The organism is Pseudomonas sp. P9_2 (assembly GCF_034008255.1).
GTDB lineage: Bacteria > Pseudomonadota > Gammaproteobacteria > Pseudomonadales > Pseudomonadaceae > Aquipseudomonas > Aquipseudomonas synxantha_A.
In genome coordinates this window covers 4,435,804-4,453,197 of sequence record NZ_CP125376.1, presented here as the reverse complement: position 1 = coordinate 4,453,197, position 17,394 = coordinate 4,435,804, and the positions used below count along the sequence as shown (strand labels likewise).

8 protein-coding genes are annotated in these 17,394 nt (G+C 60.2%); 4 read left to right on the top strand and 4 right to left on the bottom strand.

The window, feature by feature from the left end:
* Positions 1 to 4 precede the first annotated feature (4 nt).
* The 3 genes from QMK52_RS19880 (at position 5) to cobM (ending at position 1,916) form a co-directional block, all read left to right on the top strand.
* The gene (locus QMK52_RS19880) at positions 5 to 709 is read left to right on the top strand and encodes a CbtA family protein (protein WP_005788710.1); all 705 of its coding nucleotides are present in this window, start codon (positions 5 to 7) and stop codon (positions 707 to 709) included.
* Positions 706 to 1,098, top strand: coding sequence for a cobalamin biosynthesis protein (locus tag QMK52_RS19875; protein WP_005788711.1), 393 nt, complete (start codon positions 706 to 708; stop codon positions 1,096 to 1,098). The genes QMK52_RS19880 and QMK52_RS19875 overlap by 4 nt, the downstream gene beginning before the upstream one ends.
* A 71-nt stretch (positions 1,099 to 1,169) precedes the next feature.
* The gene (gene cobM / locus QMK52_RS19870; RefSeq protein ID WP_005788713.1) at positions 1,170 to 1,916 is read left to right on the top strand and encodes a precorrin-4 C(11)-methyltransferase; all 747 of its coding nucleotides are present in this window, start codon (positions 1,170 to 1,172) and stop codon (positions 1,914 to 1,916) included.
* Positions 1,917 to 2,038: 122 nt separating this feature from the next.
* Here the strand turns inward: cobM and nfuA are convergent, their stop codons facing one another.
* From nfuA to QMK52_RS19855, 3 genes are all read right to left on the bottom strand, one after another.
* Positions 2,039 to 2,623: a Fe-S biogenesis protein NfuA gene (nfuA, locus tag QMK52_RS19865; protein WP_003190728.1), complete on the bottom strand. Its 585-nt coding sequence runs from the start codon at positions 2,621 to 2,623 to the stop codon at positions 2,039 to 2,041.
* 59 nt (positions 2,624 to 2,682) lie between these two features.
* Entirely contained in the window at positions 2,683 to 3,708 is a 1,026-nt protein-coding gene (locus QMK52_RS19860; protein WP_194438443.1) for an acyltransferase family protein, read from the bottom strand.
* 81 nt (positions 3,709 to 3,789) lie between these two features.
* A complete protein-coding gene (locus QMK52_RS19855) occupies positions 3,790 to 6,081 on the bottom strand; it encodes a fatty acid cis/trans isomerase (RefSeq protein WP_005788718.1) in 2,292 nt (763 codons plus the stop codon).
* 167 nt (positions 6,082 to 6,248) lie between these two features.
* Between QMK52_RS19855 and metH the strand changes: the two genes are divergently transcribed.
* Positions 6,249 to 9,959: a methionine synthase gene (gene metH / locus QMK52_RS19850; protein WP_194438445.1), complete on the top strand. Its 3,711-nt coding sequence runs from the start codon at positions 6,249 to 6,251 to the stop codon at positions 9,957 to 9,959.
* Between the two features lie 43 nt (positions 9,960 to 10,002).
* Here metH and QMK52_RS19845 read toward each other — a convergent pair whose 3' ends face one another.
* Positions 10,003 to 17,289: an NEL-type E3 ubiquitin ligase domain-containing protein gene (locus QMK52_RS19845; RefSeq protein ID WP_320403287.1), complete on the bottom strand. Its 7,287-nt coding sequence runs from the start codon at positions 17,287 to 17,289 to the stop codon at positions 10,003 to 10,005.
* Between the last annotated feature and the right edge of the window lie 105 nt (positions 17,290 to 17,394).

Genomic DNA, 17,394 nt, shown 5'->3' with positions numbered 1-17,394 from the left:
CGACATGATCAAGCGTATTGCCCAAACTGCAGGGTTCACCGGCCTGTTGGCCGCCCTGCTGCTGACCCTGCTGCAAAGCTTGTGGGTCGCGCCGTTGATTTTGCAGGCGGAGACCTTTGAAAAGGCTCCAGCTGTTGCCGAAGTCACCCATGAACATGCTGCTGGCGCCGCTGCCCACACCCACGACGCCGAAGCCTGGGAGCCGGAAAATGGCTGGCAGCGCGTGCTGTCGACCACCGGTGGCAACCTGGTCGTTGCGGTCGGGTTTGCGCTGATGCTGGCCGGCCTGTACACCCTGCGCGCACCAACCCGTACAGCTCAAGGGCTACTGTGGGGCCTGGCCGGTTACGCGACATTCGTACTTGCGCCGACCTTGGGCCTGCCGCCTGAACTGCCGGGCACCGCCGCCGCTGATCTGGCGCAACGGCAGATCTGGTGGATCGGCACTGCCGCGTCTACCGCTGCCGGCATTGCTTTGCTGGTGTTCGGTCGCGGCTGGTTGCTCAAAGTGCTGGGCGTGGCGATCGTCGCCGTACCCCACGTGATTGGCGCCCCACAGCCGGAAGTCCACTCCATGCTGGCCCCGGAGGCCCTCGAAGCCCAGTTCAAGATCGCATCGCAGTTGACCAATGTGGCGTTCTGGCTGGCCCTTGGTCTGATCAGTGCCTGGCTGTTCCGCCGTAACCGCGACGAACACTACTCGGCATGACCCTCGTCGTCGGCCTGGGTTGCCAGCGGGGTTGTGATGTCCGAACCCTGCTGGAACTCCTTGATAGCGCCCTCGCCGAAGGCGGCATTGAACGCCAACGCATTACCGCGCTGGCGAGCATTGATCGCAAACAGGCTGAGCCGGGGTTGGTGGCCCTGGCCCAATTGTTGAGCCTGCCCTTGCAGTGTTTCAGCGCCGAACAACTGGCCGGCTTTGAACATCGGCTGAGCCACAAATCAGCCGTAGCATTTAGCCATACCGGCTGTTACGGCGTCGCCGAAAGCGCCGCATTGGCCCTGGCTGAGCAACTCGCCCACGGCCCCGCCCGCCTGCTCATCACCCGCAAGAAAACCATCCAGGCCACCATTGCATTGGCCTGCGCCGGTTAAAATCCCGATAATTGCCGCTCTCGATCATGAGCATTCTTCATGCTCGCCCGTTTTTTCAACAGGAATTCCCCATGACCGTCTACTTCATCGGCGCAGGCCCCGGCGACCCGGAACTGATTACCGTCAAGGGCCAGCGGCTGATCCGCAGCTGCCCGGTGATCATCTACGCTGGCTCGCTGGTGCCTGCGGCGGTACTGGAAGGTCATCAGGCACACCAGGTGGTCAACAGTGCCGAGCTGCATCTGGAACAGATCATCGACGTGATCAAAGCCGCCCATGCGCAAGGCCAGGATGTGGCGCGCGTGCACTCCGGCGACCCGAGCCTGTATGGGGCGATTGGTGAGCAGATCCGTCACTTGCGCGAGTTGGGCATTCCCTTCCAGATCATTCCCGGGGTTACGGCGGTGGCTGCCTGCGCGGCGTTGCTGGAAACCGAACTGACCCTGCCGGACATTGCCCAGAGCGTGATCCTGACCCGCTATGCAGATAAAACCAGCATGCCGGCGGGTGAGGACTTCGACAGCCTGGCCCGGCACGGCACGACAATGGCCATTCACTTGGGGGTCAATCATCTGGAAAGGATCGTCGCTGAGCTGCTGCCGCACTATGGTGCAGATTGCCCGATCGCCGTGGTGCACCGCGCGACATGGCCGGACCAGGATTGGGTGGTGGGTTCGTTGAGTGATATTGCCCAGAAGGTCGCGACTAAAGGCTTTCGGCGTACGGCGCTGATTGTGGTCGGGCGGGTGTTGGCAAATGATAGCTTTGGCGAATCCTCGCTGTACCGCGCAGGTCACGCCCACCTCTATCGCCCCTGAAGAAATGGATTAATCCACAGCCAATCCAAACTATCAGACAATCATCATAACTTGCTGAATTTAGAGCATAAAAAACGGCGCTCACGGGGCGCCGTTTTTTAATCTCGCAGTGAACGCCTTACTTAGTAGTAGGCGTTTTCTTTCTGCGTGTGGTCGGTCACGTCACGTACGCCCTTGAGCTCGGGAATACGCTCAAGCAAGGTGCGCTCGATGCCCTCGCGCAGGGTCACGTCCGCCTGGCCGCAGCCTTGGCAGCCACCGCCGAACTTCAATACGGCAATACCGTCATCCACCACGTCGATCAGGCTCACCTGGCCGCCGTGACTGGCCAGCCCCGGGTTGATCTCGGTTTGCAGGTAGTAGTTGATGCGCTCGTTGACCGGGCTGTCGGCGTTGACGTTCGGCACCTTGGCGTTGGGCGCCTTGATGGTCAACTGGCCGCCCATGCGATCGGTGGCGTAGTCGACTACGGCGTCGTCAAGGAAAGCTTCGCTGAAGGCATCGATGTACGCGGTGAAGCTTTTGAGCCCCAGGGCGGTGTCTTCAGGCTTCTCTTCACCAGGCTTGCAGTAGGCAATGCAGGTCTCGGCGTACTGGGTGCCGGGCTGGGTGATAAAGACGCGGATGCCGATACCCGGGGTGTTCTGCTTGGACAGCAGGTCAGCCAGGTAATCGTGGGCGGCGTCGGTAATGGTTATGGCAGTCATGGAAACTCCTCACAGGCTTGCCGGCAGTTTACGCCAAATCATTACAGAGGTACAAAGTCCTAGTATTTTTGTCGGGAAATAATTGCCCGCCCCTCAATACCCAGTAAACGCTTGAGCGTGCGATAGCTTGCCTTCTCGAGCCATTGGTAGCTGCCATAGGCGCCCAGTACTATCAATACAATGCATACCGGCAGGATTGTGTAGGGATCTATTCCGGTTCGGTCAGCGACCCATCGCCCCACGGCTAGCACCAGCACGTGGATCAAGTACACCGAGTAAGAGCAATCACCAAGCAGCTTCAAAACGCGAGAATCTTGAAAGTAACGCTCCAGGGTCACACAACTGATAACCAATATCGCGCTCGGCACGCCCCATTCCAGCGCACGGGGTATGTCTGCCCCATGATAAATCGCCGCCAGCGCCGCCGCGATGCCCAGCAACGGCAACCACGCCCTGGCCTGACATAGGCCACGCCGGTAAAGCATACCGATCACAATGCCCATCAGAAACTCGAAAATAATGTCCTCATGGTAGAAGCCGCTGGCCAGGTCAAAGGCGGGAGTGATGATGTAGCACACCAGATACAGCAGCGCTGCTACCACCCACAAGCGATAGGCCGCGGGCACCAGCAAGGCAAAAGCAAACAGGCAATAAAACAGCATCTCGAAATTCAGTGTCCACCCGACATCGAGCAGGGGATAGACGCCGAAGCCTCCCGGGTTTTGGGCCGGGATAAAGAGCATCGACATGAGTACATGACCGGGTTCGAGCCGAGCCTCTGGAAAGATCGCAGGCACAACGGCAACCACGACAATCATGATCAAGGTATAGAACCAATACGCCGGAACAATCCTCGCTATGCGCATCAGCATGAAACGCCCGGGGCTCAGCGCTTTGTCGGCAGTCGCCAGGTAAATCACCAAGCCACTGATGACAAAGAACACATCCACTCCAATGGCGCCTTTGTCGACAAACAGAGATTCCAGCGCGTTGCTGGCTTCAAAGTTGAAAAAACCTTGCATGAAATGGTGGCCCACCACACTCCATGCCGCCAAGGCGCGTAGAAACTGCACTGAAATCAACATCGGTGTCCCCTGTCCAGTCCGTAGGTAGGTATCCGACTGCTTCAGTGCTCACTTGGAGAAATGACCGGACCAATACAGTAGTTATAGATTCTCGTAGCGGTTCATGTCCAATACACCCTCTTCCACTGGCGTGGTTTCACGAATGTAGCGCGACAAATCGTGGAAGTATTGCCAGAACTGCGGATGACTGCGGCGTACCCCCCAGCGCTCGACTATTTTCTCAAACCGCTTGGCATCCTTGGCCTGCTCCATTTGCGTGACGAATTGCGGCACCTCTTGAGCTGGAATGTTGAACATGAAATTCGGGTAACTGCTCATCACCCCCGGATAGATGGTCAGTGTGTCGAGGCCCGGCTGGTAGCGATAAGCCTCACCCAACAGGAAAGCCACATTACTGTGGGCACGGTTACGCAGCATGCTGTAGACCACGCGCTGACCACCCTGGGTTTCGATGCGCAGCATAGTGGCTTCGGGCAACTGGTCGATCACCTTGAGCCCCGCCGCCGGGCGCGATGTCAGGCGGCTAAGCGCCTGTTCGGCGTCCCGCAAGGCCGGGTCGATACCAGTGCGCGAGCAATAGGCCCCGGTGCAGCGGTTGATTGGGTCGGGGCTGACGTTCAAACCGCCGTAACGCGTCAGCAGTTGGTTGGCAAAATCGCGCTTGGGATCTTTCTCGTCCAGATGCAGCCCCGTGGGCTTGTCGTCATCAATGGCTTCATAGTCCAGCCACAACTTGAGCTTGCCACTGTTCTGGTACCAGTCATCAAGGAAGTCCTCGCGGGTGTCGGCCGGCATCAGACGCAGGAAGTTCTGTTCGGCGCCGTTGCGGATCAGGTCGAAGTACAAGCGCGTCTGGGCCTGGTGCGACACATTGCCGAACACGTCGAAGTTGACTGCCAGTTGGTAATAAGTGCGTTCCAGCAGTGGGTAATCGAACAGCCACATCGTCTGCGGCACCTCGCCGATCAGGCCCTTGGTCACCGAGGCGCTGTCGAAATGGCGGAAGATGGTCAGCAAGGCATTGTCATTACCCGCCCACAAACTCGACCAACTCGGCGGCGGCACATCTGCGTAGCTATCGCGGCGCAACGCCTCATACTGATTACGCTTGTCGCGATAGGCCAGCCACAGGCCCAGCACACTGCCCACATCATCGTTTTGCCCAGGCATGGCCAACAATGGCGTGGCCTGGCCGCGGTAACGGGCATCGGTGATGTACAGGTCATGGTCCGGCTCCTGGAACAGTGTCCAGAAGTTATCGCGGATCACGTCCGTGGCGATCTGCCCACGGCATACCGGACCACGGATGAAGGTGCGCACGAAGTATTCGGCGTTATCCAACATGAACTGATAACGCGCCTTGGCCGGTATGGCTTCGAAGGTTTCGAACGGGTTGGCGCGGCGCCCCGGTCCGTAGCCCGGCAAGGCGCTCACCTGCCAGTCCCCGGAATAGAACAGGTCTTTGATCCGCGCCATTTTCGCCGCGCTGAACGGGTAAGTGATGTGGGTTTTATGCACGATCACGCCCTGTACCGGCCACAGGCGGTAATAGACCTGAGTGCCTGGGTCATCGTTAGGACGACGGGTGGCGATCAGGTCGATCGGCTGCCCGCTCGGCGTACGCGAACGCACCCACTGGAAGTAATGCCCCGGCTCGCCGTTCTCGAAGTAAATGTGGGCGAGGAACAAATGCTCGTACAACCAGCGCGCCACCAGGCTTTCCCGGGCGCCCGGCTGGTTGAACAGGGATTCCCATTGCTGCACCTGCAAGGCTTCCCTGGCGCTGGGCGCCAGACTCTGCTCATCAATCGGCGCACCGGAGGCCAGCCAGCGTTGCAGGGTCTGGTATTGCTGGTCGGTCAGGCCGGTGACGGCCAGCGGCATGCCCTCCTTGGGATGGGCGCCGGCATAGGCGTTGAACTCGCCGGGCGTCGCGCACATGTTTTGGCGGCTCAGGCCCAATACAATCTCGTCGGGCAGTTTGGCATTGGGTGGCAATGGCGCGTTATGCCCCAGCTCCAGCATACGTGCCATCAACGCAGCCTGGCTGCCCTGGGCATCCAGTACCGAGTAGAAGCCCTTCTGCTGCCAGGCTTGTTTGCCGAACGCGTCATAGAACAGCCGTGTAGTCGGTGTGGCCTGGCTACGCTCGCCGTCGTACACCGGCACCTTGCTCGCGCCACGGGCCGCGCCCTCTGCGCTGCCAAGGTTGAGTTGGCAAGCAGAGTCGTAGCAGGCATGGCAGGCCACGCACTTCTCGGTGAAGATCGGTTGGATATCGCGGGTATAGGAAATCGCCGAAGCGCGGCCCTCTGCCTGCGCAGTACTGGCTATCAAGGCCAGGACGGCGCTGACGATCAAACGAAGTGACATGTATCGGGTCCCGATTCAAGGCGTGCGGTCTGTGAAATGGCGGTGATTCTACCGGGCCATGACTGCCAGCAACGTGAGCGATATTCATGCAGAACCCATGTACGCTAAAATTCGGCACAGGTTTGCTATGATTCACGCCCTCCGTAATGCCTGACCAGAGTAGTCCCATGCCCGATCGTAGCGCTCGCCTGCAAGCCCTTCACCAAGCCCTCAAGGACCGTATCCTGATCCTCGACGGTGGCATGGGCACGATGATCCAGAGCTATAAGCTTGAGGAGCAGGACTACCGAGGCAAACGCTTCGCCGACTGGCCAAGCGACGTGAAGGGCAACAACGACCTGCTGGTCCTCACTCGCCCCGACGTGATCGGCGGGATCGAAAAGGCTTACCTGGACGCCGGCGCCGATATCCTCGAAACCAACACCTTCAACGCCACGCGCATCTCCATGGCCGACTATGGCATGGAAGAGCTGGCCTATGAACTGAACGTGGAAGGCGCGCGCCTGGCGCGCAAGGTGGCCGACGCCAAAACCCACGAGAACCCGGCCAAGCCGCGTTTTGTCGCCGGTGTACTGGGCCCGACCAGCCGTACCTGCTCACTGTCCCCGGACGTGAACAACCCTGGCTACCGCAACGTGACCTTCGATGAGCTGGTGGAAAACTACACCGAGGCCACCAAGGGCCTGATCGAAGGCGGTGCCGACCTGATCCTGATCGAAACCATCTTCGATACCCTCAACGCCAAGGCCGCGATCTTTGCCGTGCAAGGTGTATTCGAGGAATTGAATGTCGAACTGCCGATCATGATCTCCGGCACCATCACCGACGCCTCGGGCCGTACCCTGTCGGGCCAGACCACCGAAGCGTTCTGGAACTCGGTGGCGCACGCCAAGCCGATTTCGGTCGGCCTCAACTGCGCCCTCGGCGCCAGCGAACTGCGCCCGTACCTGGAAGAGCTGTCGAACAAAGCCAACACCCATGTGTCGGCGCACCCCAACGCCGGTCTGCCCAACGAATTCGGCGAATACGACGAACTGCCATCGGAAACCGCCAAGGTCATCGAAGAGTTCGCCCAGAGCGGTTTCCTGAATATCGTCGGCGGCTGCTGCGGCACCACACCGGGCCATATCGAAGCCATTGCCAAGGCCGTTGCCGGTTATGCGCCGCGCCCGATCCCGGACATTCCCAAAGCCTGCCGCCTGTCGGGCCTGGAGCCGTTCACCATCGATCGCAGCTCGTTGTTCGTCAACGTCGGCGAGCGTACCAACATTACCGGCTCGGCCAAGTTCGCCCGCCTGATCCGCGAAGACAACTACACCGAGGCCCTGGAAGTCGCCCTGCAGCAGGTGGAAGCCGGCGCCCAGGTGATCGACATCAACATGGATGAAGGCATGTTGGATTCGAAGAAGGCCATGGTGACCTTCCTCAATCTGATCGCCGGCGAGCCGGACATCTCCCGTGTGCCGATCATGATCGACTCCTCCAAGTGGGAAGTGATCGAGGCCGGCCTCAAGTGCATCCAGGGCAAGGGCATCGTCAACTCCATCAGCATGAAGGAAGGCGTCGAGCAGTTCATTCATCACGCCAAACTATGCAAGCGTTACGGCGCTGCGGTGGTGGTGATGGCCTTCGACGAAGCCGGGCAGGCCGACACCGAAGCGCGTAAAAAAGAGATCTGCAAACGCTCCTACGACATTCTGGTGAATGAAGTCGGCTTCCCGCCGGAAGACATCATCTTCGACCCGAACATCTTCGCCGTCGCCACCGGTATCGAGGAGCACAACAACTACGCCGTCGATTTCATCAACGCCTGTGCCTATATCCGCGACGAACTGCCGTATGCGCTGACCTCGGGTGGCGTGTCCAACGTGTCGTTCTCGTTCCGTGGCAACAACCCGGTGCGCGAGGCGATCCACTCGGTGTTCCTGCTGTATGCGATCCGCAGCGGCCTGACCATGGGTATCGTCAACGCCGGTCAGTTGGAGATCTACGACCAGATCCCGGCTGAACTACGCGATGCCGTGGAAGATGTGGTGCTCAACCGCACCTCGGAGGGCACCGACGCCCTCCTCGCCATCGCCGACAAGTACAAGGGTGATGGCAGCGTCAAGGAAGCCGAAACCGAAGAGTGGCGTAGCTGGGAGGTCAACAAGCGTCTGGAGCACGCGCTGGTCAAGGGCATCACCACGCACATCGTCGAAGACACCGAAGAGTCGCGCCTTTCGTTCGCACGTCCGATCGAAGTGATCGAAGGCCCGCTGATGTCGGGCATGAACATCGTTGGTGATCTGTTTGGCGCCGGTAAAATGTTCCTGCCCCAGGTGGTCAAATCCGCCCGAGTGATGAAACAGGCCGTGGCCCACTTGATCCCGTTTATCGAGCTGGAAAAAGGCGACAAGCCGGAGGCCAAGGGCAAGATCCTGATGGCCACGGTGAAGGGCGACGTGCACGACATCGGCAAGAACATTGTCGGCGTGGTGCTCGGTTGCAACGGCTATGACATCGTCGATTTGGGCGTGATGGTGCCTGCGGAAAAAATCCTGCAAGTGGCCAAGGAACAGAAGTGCGACATCATCGGCCTGTCCGGTCTGATCACACCGTCATTGGATGAGATGGTCCACGTGGCCCGTGAGATGCAGCGCCAGGACTTCCACCTGCCGCTGATGATCGGTGGCGCCACCACCTCCAAGGCGCACACGGCGGTGAAAATCGAGCCCAAGTACAGCAATGACGCCGTGATCTACGTCACCGACGCCTCGCGCGCCGTGGGTGTGGCCACGCAGTTGCTGTCCAAGGAGTTGAAGGCCGGTTTCGTCGAAAAGACCCGCCTGGAATACATCGACGTGCGTGAACGCACCTCTAACCGCAGTGCCCGCACTGAGCGTCTGAGCTACCCGGCCGCCATCGCCAAGAAGCCGCAGTTCGACTGGGCTACTTACACGCCGGTGGTCCCGACCTTTACCGGTGCCAAGGTGCTGGACAATATCGACCTCAAGGTGCTGGCTGAATACATCGACTGGACGCCGTTCTTTATCTCCTGGGACCTGGCCGGTAAATTCCCACGCATTCTTGAGGACGAAGTGGTCGGCGAAGCGGCGACCGCGCTATACGCCGATGCCCAGGAAATGCTCAACAAGCTGATCGACGAAAAACTCATCAGCGCCCGCGCCGTATTCGGCTTCTGGCCGACCAACCAGGTGCAGGACGATGACCTGGAAGTCTATGGCGACGACGGCCAGCCCATTGCCAAGCTGCATCACCTGCGCCAACAGATCATCAAGACCGACGGCAAGCCCAACTTCTCCCTGGCCGACTTCGTCGCGCCCAAGGACAGCGGCGTGACCGACTACATCGGTGGCTTCATCACCACCGCAGGTATCGGTGCCGAGGAAGTGGCCAAGGCTTATCAGGATGCGGGCGATGACTACAATTCGATCATGGTCAAGGCCCTCGCCGACCGCCTGGCCGAAGCCTGCGCCGAATGGCTGCACCAGCAAGTGCGAAAACAACACTGGGGTTACGCCAAGGACGAGCAACTGGACAACGAGGCGCTGATCAAGGAGCAATACAGCGGCATCCGCCCTGCCCCCGGCTACCCGGCGTGCCCGGACCACACCGAGAAAGCCCAGCTGTTTCAACTGCTGGACCCTGAAGCCCGTGAAATGCGGGCCGGGCGCAGCGGTGTGTTCCTCACCGAGCACTACGCGATGTTCCCGGCGGCGGCCGTCAGCGGCTGGTACTTCGCCCATCCGCAGGCGCAGTACTTTGCCGTGGGCAAGGTCGACAAGGACCAGGTCGCCAGCTACACCGCACGCAAAGGCCAGGACCTCAGCGTGACCGAGCGCTGGTTGGCACCGAACCTGGGGTATGACAACTGAGCCAAACCCCGACCACCCGGCTCGGCGCACTCAGGGCTGCGACTCAGGGGCGCCAGGACGGGCCGGGCTGAGGTGACGACGGTGCGGGCGTGGCAGGTTCCATGCCCGATAACCGTTGTATCTCTGCCCGGGACAGCTCCATGCGTTTCTGGGTACGGGCGGCGTCCCGTTCGACCTCCAACTGGCCTATGGCTTCGTTGTAGCGTTCCATGCTCTGGGCATCACCCCGATCGCTGTGCGCATCCTCCAAGGCTTCATGACGGCGTGCCAACTCGTCCTCAAGGGCCTCGAACTGTTCGGCGTAACGCTCATCCAGGTAGCGCAACCAATAATCACGTTGAATCAGGGTTTCGACAAACGCATCGGTACGTTCAGCGGCCAGGATCTGTGCGCGTAACTGTGCCTGTAGCTCGAGACTGATCGGGCTCGCGAACGCCATGTAGGCCGGCTGTCCGGGCAGTTCCAGGCCATCGGGCCAGTCGCGGGTCAAGCCGATCCGGTAACTCAAGCGCACCTCGGCCCGGTCCAGGCCTACTGCGGCGGCTTCTGCCAGTTGATCGGCCCTGCCCAACCGAAACAACTGCCGCGACAAGTTCAGCAGCGCCCGGCCCCTGAGGTCGAGCCGTTGCTGTGGAATATCGCGCAAGGCGCGGTACTCGAACACCCGCACTTCCATCTCGCTGAACGTCAGGATGCGGCCATCGATACAGGTGCCGTGGGTTTCAGCTTCGACGAACAGGGTGCCGCGCAGCTCGGCATTTTCGACGGCCCCCGCGATAACGTCCCAAACCCGTTGCGTGAGGCTCGGGCCGTTGAGGTTGAATTCCGAGGTCCGACGCAATAACGAAATAAGGTGGAAAAATCGATCATGATCATCTGCCTGTGCCAGTTGGTTCCACAGCGTCGTTCGTTGTGTCGCCAATGTCGTAGAGGTATTGGCCAACCAGGGGTCAAGTGCCAGCTGCGCGGTATTTTGCAGCGGGTTTACAATTTTCTCGGCCGGCAGGTAGCCGGCGTCCGGATCACTGTCATCGTCGTCAGAGCTAGAGCTAGAGCCAGAGCCAGAGCCAGAGTCGGAGCCCGAATCAGGATCGGAGTCGGAATCCGCGCCCGACTCAGTGTCAGACCCTCCAAAATTGCGGCGATGGGCGCGGTCGAGTTCTGCTCGTGAAAAGCCCATGACCTCATCGGCCTCATGCGCCTGGGCGTAGTCGCGCATCTGTTCAAGGGCTTGCGCGGTCAGGTTGTGGTTATCGGACAGGTCCGTACCGGACACCAAGCCGTCGTGCGCGCCACCGAGCAGAGGCTGCGCGAAGGACTCCAACGAATTGCCGCTCAGGTTCAGCCGGGTCAGGTGCTGCGACTCCAGCGCACCCTCGGGCCATCTTGCGATTTGGTTGTAGCTCACATCCAGTGTCTCCAGGCGACTGAAGTCCCGCAGATCAAACGCCCGCAGGTTGTTGTGGCTCAAGTCCAGCCAACGCAAACGCTCACTGCGCAGTTGAGCAGGCAACGACGGCACCTGCGTGAATGCGTTCGCAGTCAGTTCCAGACGTTCAAGCTGTTCCATGTGCTGAACGGCTTCGGGCAGCGCTGTCAGCTCGTTGCCGCTGAGTATCAACTGGTTCAATTGGGTAAAAGCGGCTAAAAACCCGTTGCTGCCCTGCGCAGTGAGCTTGACCCCCGTCAGATTGAGGGTGCGCACATGGGTAAACGGCATGGAGAGCGCTGGAAAATCACCGGGTTTGGTCAGATGAAGGTTCAACGCTTCGACCTCGACACCGGTACGTCCCGCTACCACCGCTTTCACCCAGGATTCGCGGATAGCCGTTGCGGGGGTTTGTCGCTTCAGGTGGTCGTGAATACCGTCATAAAAGCGTGCCTCGCGGGTAAACAACCAACCATTCAACTCGCGCGTCAGCACGTCGTGGGTCTGGCGCCACTGACCGATCTGCGTATCGAGTTGCACGTCGTCCAACCCCATCTCGCGCAGTTGCCTGACCCGGGCCAAGACTTGTTCAGGCGACATCAACGGGCTCAGCCGTCTTATGGCGATTTCCGGGGCGCCCTTCACACTCCCAACATCCTGTCGGATGGGCAGTAAATACCTTGCGACCGAACTCGCGGTCTGCTTCGGCGGAAACTCCAGAAACTCCAGCTCCAGCGCAAACCGGCTCAATGCGCCCTCAGGCAAGCCCTTGGCTATCTCGATCCGGCGCCGCGCCGCATTGAGCAACGTCGTGCCTTCGGCGCTCAACGGGTTGCCTGCCAACTCGGTACGCATCAACACATCCGAATCGTCACGCGCGAGCGACGCAAGGCTTGTCAATTGATTCTCACGTAGGTCCAGGCAAGTCAATTGCGCAAGATGTTCAGCGCCCCGTGGCCATTCGCGCAGCATCGATTCGCGCAGGTTCAGCGCCGTCAGGTCAGTCAGTGCGCTGACGTCGAGGGTGCCCAATTGGTTATATTGCAGGCTCAACACTTGTAGCCGGTTCAACCCATTCAATCGAGCCTGCACTGCCGGGGTCACTACGATCTGGTTATCGGACAAGTTCAGGTGCGTCAACTCCGGCAGGATGTCCGCATTGATCGGCACGTCGGTGAGGTGGCTGAAGCGCAGTTCAAGGCTTCGCACACCGGCAAACGCCTGGAAGAAGCCCTGCATCTGCTCGGCAGGTACATTCTGCAACCACTTCACCGTCAAGGTTTTCACATGGGAAAAGGTGCCGGCCGGCAACACCGGCAATTCGCGGATTTTTTCCATGACCAAGGGATCGGTCGATGACAACTGCGGATCCGGCAGTTCAAACATCGAAATGTCGATATCGGTCGGCAGGCCATAGCGTTGGCAAACCGCCCCGCGCCAGCTTTTTTCCAGCAACGCCAGGATGCTTGCATTATGCCCGCTCTTCCAGCGCGCCCGCGCAAAGCGCACCCTGAACCCAGGGACCAAAGCGGGCTCGTAGAACTGCTTGAAAATACCGAGGTGTTCTTCACGCAATGCTTGCACGGCATTCATTCGCGTTTGTGGCGTGTTCCACAGGCCCATGATCATGTCAGTCATGCGCCGCCCCCTATGCGCTTCGCCCATCAGCAGGCCCAATTCGCCGCGCCCAAACCCTTCGACCATCTCGTCCAGGCTCGCCAGGTGTGGCCCGAACATCCCTGCATAGTTCTTGACGTGCTCGTAGGCAGGCTTGAAGTCTTCATAGCTGAACATCGACCAGTCCAGCGACAAACCACTCCACAACCGCTCGTAACCGGTATAGAGCTCGGCAGGCAGCGTCGCAATGGTGGTCAGGGCCAGGTCCAGCCGTTCTAGAAGCGGCAGTTTCTGCACATAGGCAGGCCATTGCATTGAGATGTTGGGCGCCACGATTTTCAAGCGTTTCAAGCCTTGCAGGGGGCTTAAATCCAACGTGTTGAGGACATGGCCGTCGTAGGCTAAATAGCCGATCTCCAGGTGTTCAAGGCCGGCCAGTGCCGCCAGTTGTGGCGACAACTGCGCGCTCAACCGATGCGCATCGAAGCTGACGGCCAGATGCTTGAGCCCTTTGAACTGCGCCAACACCTGGGGCACACGGGTCAACCTCGGGCTAGCCTGCGCGGACTCTACGGCTGGGATGTAGGGTGCCCGTAAGGTCAGCTTTTCCAGAGCGGGAAACTGGCTCAGAAACCCATCGATATTGGTGTCATGCAGGGCCGTGCCGATGACCGATAATTCACGCACATATGAAAAGTTCGCCGCCAGTGGCGGCAACGGTTCGTTGAGGGTCAACGCCAAGGCATCGGCACCCGGCACTTTCCCAGCCAGCCAAGAACGACCCCAGCTTCGTTTAAGCGCTTCCCCGGCGATGAGATTGCTCTGACGATTGGCTGTCGACGAACGATTGACCCAATGATTGAGCGTGTCGTGCAGTGCCTGGTGTTCTTCAAACAACGCTTTCAACTTGCTGACGATCGCCCGGGCATCGTTCCCCGCCCGTTTCCACTCAAGGAAAAGTGCATTGATCTGTACGTCATCCAGATCCGGATAGATTCTGCGCACCTGATAAGCCAGCTGCTGGCTCACGCTCGGTCCCCGCCCACTGGCCTGATAGCCCACCAGCGTGTCATTGATGCGCACCGGCGCCTTGAACCTGGGCGTTTTCGGCTCCAACCACGCCGAGGCCTCCAGGCGATATGCATCGGCTTGCTCGATAAGTTTGCGTTGCAGCGCTGCGTACTGGCTGACGTGTGGCACCCCCAGACTCTGACGCGCCTCATCGGGCAAGGCATGCATCACCGAGGCAAAGAAGTTGTCGCCCTCCACTGCCAGACTGTTGAGTGCTTCGCCCCGCTCATCGAACGCCTGGTAGCTGGGGCCGTGTTTAACCAGGTATTTTTTCTGCGGCGCGGAGGGCGCACCAATACTGTCGAGCAACTCGCCTTGGGTGTTAGTGCTGCGCACTTCCAGGCGCAGCGTGTCCGGCCAGCCGGGCAAAGTCTCCAGGGTATGCAGCGCCAACCGCCGACTGTCTGCCGTGGCCATCGTCTCGCTGCGCAACCCCGCATAGGCGCGTGCCAGGCGCCCTTGCCGCGCATACCAACGGGCTTCTTCGAGCATGTTCAAAGGTACCCGCGAGGTGTTGACCAGCCGTTCAAGCTCATCGCCCCGGGCGTGGTCGAGCACGGTTTGCGCCGCTGTCTTGCTGAGCCCCGGGCAGGTGCGTTGCAGCAGCCGGATACGTTTGTCCAACGCGTCAGTTCCCGCGTAGATACTGTCGAAAATCGCCGATTGTCGGCGACGGGCGTAGTCGGCCAACTGCTTGTTCAATTCCAGCGCCCTGTGCTCATTGACCCTCGCAGCCTCAGCGCCAAGCAGCTGAGTGATTTCTGCTTCATCCAGAGCCGCCAGAATACGCGCGGGCACTTCACCGCCCAGCACGTCGTATCGGTTCACCTGGATCGCCGGCTTTGCCGCGACACCTTTGACCGACCGCTCAATACCATATTTAACCGACTTGCCGGTCAGCACGACCCCATCGAACACTTCAAGTACACGCCCTACAGGCCATCTCGGCATTTCCACGATCAAGGGCAGCGCATACAAATACAGGTCATCAATCGTACGGTTGCCCTCCAGTTGCTCGATCACCCGTGCCGCATCCGCATCCGCCTTGAACAGGCGCATCGCATCGGCCAGCTCAGGCGGCGCAACCGTGTGATCCATGTGCATCTTGCGCAGCGTGTTGTCGCTGACCCCACTGACATCCGCGACCTTGAGCAGCTCGGTATCGGAAAAGGCATCAACGTCGTGCCCCATACGCCGCAACAGCGTCAGGCGGTCCCACTCCAGAGGGCGCTCCAGGGTATGCCGCCAGGCGCCGTGACCGTTGTGTTCAAGCAGCGGCTGGTAAGCCTCGGTGTCAGTCGGATGCTTGATCCGCCATTTGCGCGCCTGCGCATCGAAGTATTGCTCGTAGACCTGGCTGCCCTGACGGATATAGGTCCTGCCGTCTTGCACATATTGCCCCAAGGCATTGGGATGCAGGTCGCGCCGCAGGACCACCGGGCTCTCATAGCGGCTCAGGCTCGGCTTCCACAAACGCACCTGGCCATCGGGCCGCTTGACCTCACCCAACGCTTCAATCACCGGCTCCGCCTTGGCCGCTTGCCAATGGCTGACGCCAGCCCCCACGCCGGCCATCACGGCGATCTGCGCCAGGTTCTCGGCCACATCAATCAAGTGCGCCTTGGCGGCCTGGCGGTCGCCCTCGCCCCATTCGATCGCGCCTTCCAGGGTTTCGTAGAGTAATTGCCCGGCCATCACCACCATCATGGCCTCCCCCAGCACCGGCACAAACATCGACACCATGTTCAAGCCCAACATGCCGATCTCCAGCAGGTGCGCCAACTTGGCGTCACGCGCCTTGGCATCCACATCCGCGGTGGGCACGGCATGGGCGCGGGCATCGGCGATCACCTGCTCGCGGTGTTGTTCGTAAAAGTACTTCCACGGGTCGATGTTCGCCGCCCAGACCGCTTTGCCGCGCCGTGTGCGCGTCGAGAGGTAAAGGAAAGGGTCAGGGTTGGGCTCAAGCTTGGCAGGCGCCTCGGGCGGCAACTCCTTGATGCCGGTGATGAAGTGCGGCGTGGTGAAATCCAGCAGTTTCTTCCAGGGCGAGCGCCAGATGTCGGAGGGTGAGTCAGCGGCCTTCCGGGTGAATTGGCTGAAGTAATAGGGCCGCTTGTCGTAGGGCACAAAGCGACTGAAGAACTGCTGGTACGGCGTCGGCGCCGGGTCATTCGGCCTGGCCGGGTCGCGGGCGGTGAACAGGCGCTTGAACTCGGCCTCCATTTGCCGCCAGCGGTAGCGTTTGAGTGGGTGCTCCGGGTCCTGGGGCACATAGATGATCAGCTCGTCAGGGTAACTGTATTTTTTGCAGATCGAGAACACCATGCAGCCGGTCATCCGCATATGCATCAGGCCCAGGGTTCTGAACCACACCTGCTTGTCGCCCATCCAGGGGTGGATTTCACCGTCGATCACCGACAGCAGCATGCGGTGATCGGCCGCTTCGATATCGCCGGTCAACAGTGCCTGCTCGGCGGCGGCCCTGACAGCGGCCTTCTGATTGGCGATGAACTGCTCGCGCAGGGTGGCTTGGGCGCTAGCGTCCTCGGGGTAGAAAAACCCTTGCAGATAGGCCTGGTATTTGGCACCGATATCGAGGTCACGACAGAGCGTCAAAAACTGACTGACCTTCAGGTTGATCGCCACCGAGTGATAGGTGCCGGAGATGCTGGTGGCTTGCATGAACCCGGAGGTCTTGTGGTACGCGCCCTCCTTGCACTCGTAGGCCTCGAAGTTGTGCAAGGCCGCTTCCAGCAGGGACAGTTTCAAAAACTCGAAATCCCCCACCTCGACTTCGACAATCCCTACCGCCAGCGGGCGGCGCAGGCACAACAGGATTTTGTCGACATCGAGGTCCAGTCGGTACTGATCCTTCAGGGCTTTGCGCAGCAAGGGCCGGGCGAAGTCATCGATGTCCTGGAAGGCGGCCATCGTGTTGTCCAGTTGGGTCTGGGTGGTGAGGTTGGCGAGGAAACGCTCGGTCACCTCGTTGCGTTGTTCAGGCGTAGCGTTCGCGAGCCACGCCGGCATGACCGTGCTGGCGTCCTTGAGCGCCTGCTTGCGGGCCGGCATCGTGTCGATCAGCCACTGCGGGCTGCTGCGCTCCAGGAAGTCGCCGTGCAGGCTTTGGGTGGCGGTGAGCTGTTTTATCGGTTTGGGTGCATCGTTTGCTGGCACGGCCGGCAAGGAAGTCTGGGAGGAATTGTCCATCGTGTCACTCCTTTGAAATGGACTGACAGCTCATCATGGCGCCCAGCGCGCCAGGCGGTGCATATATGACCTCGTGCGCGTTTGGGGCCGGTCGCTGGCAGTGGT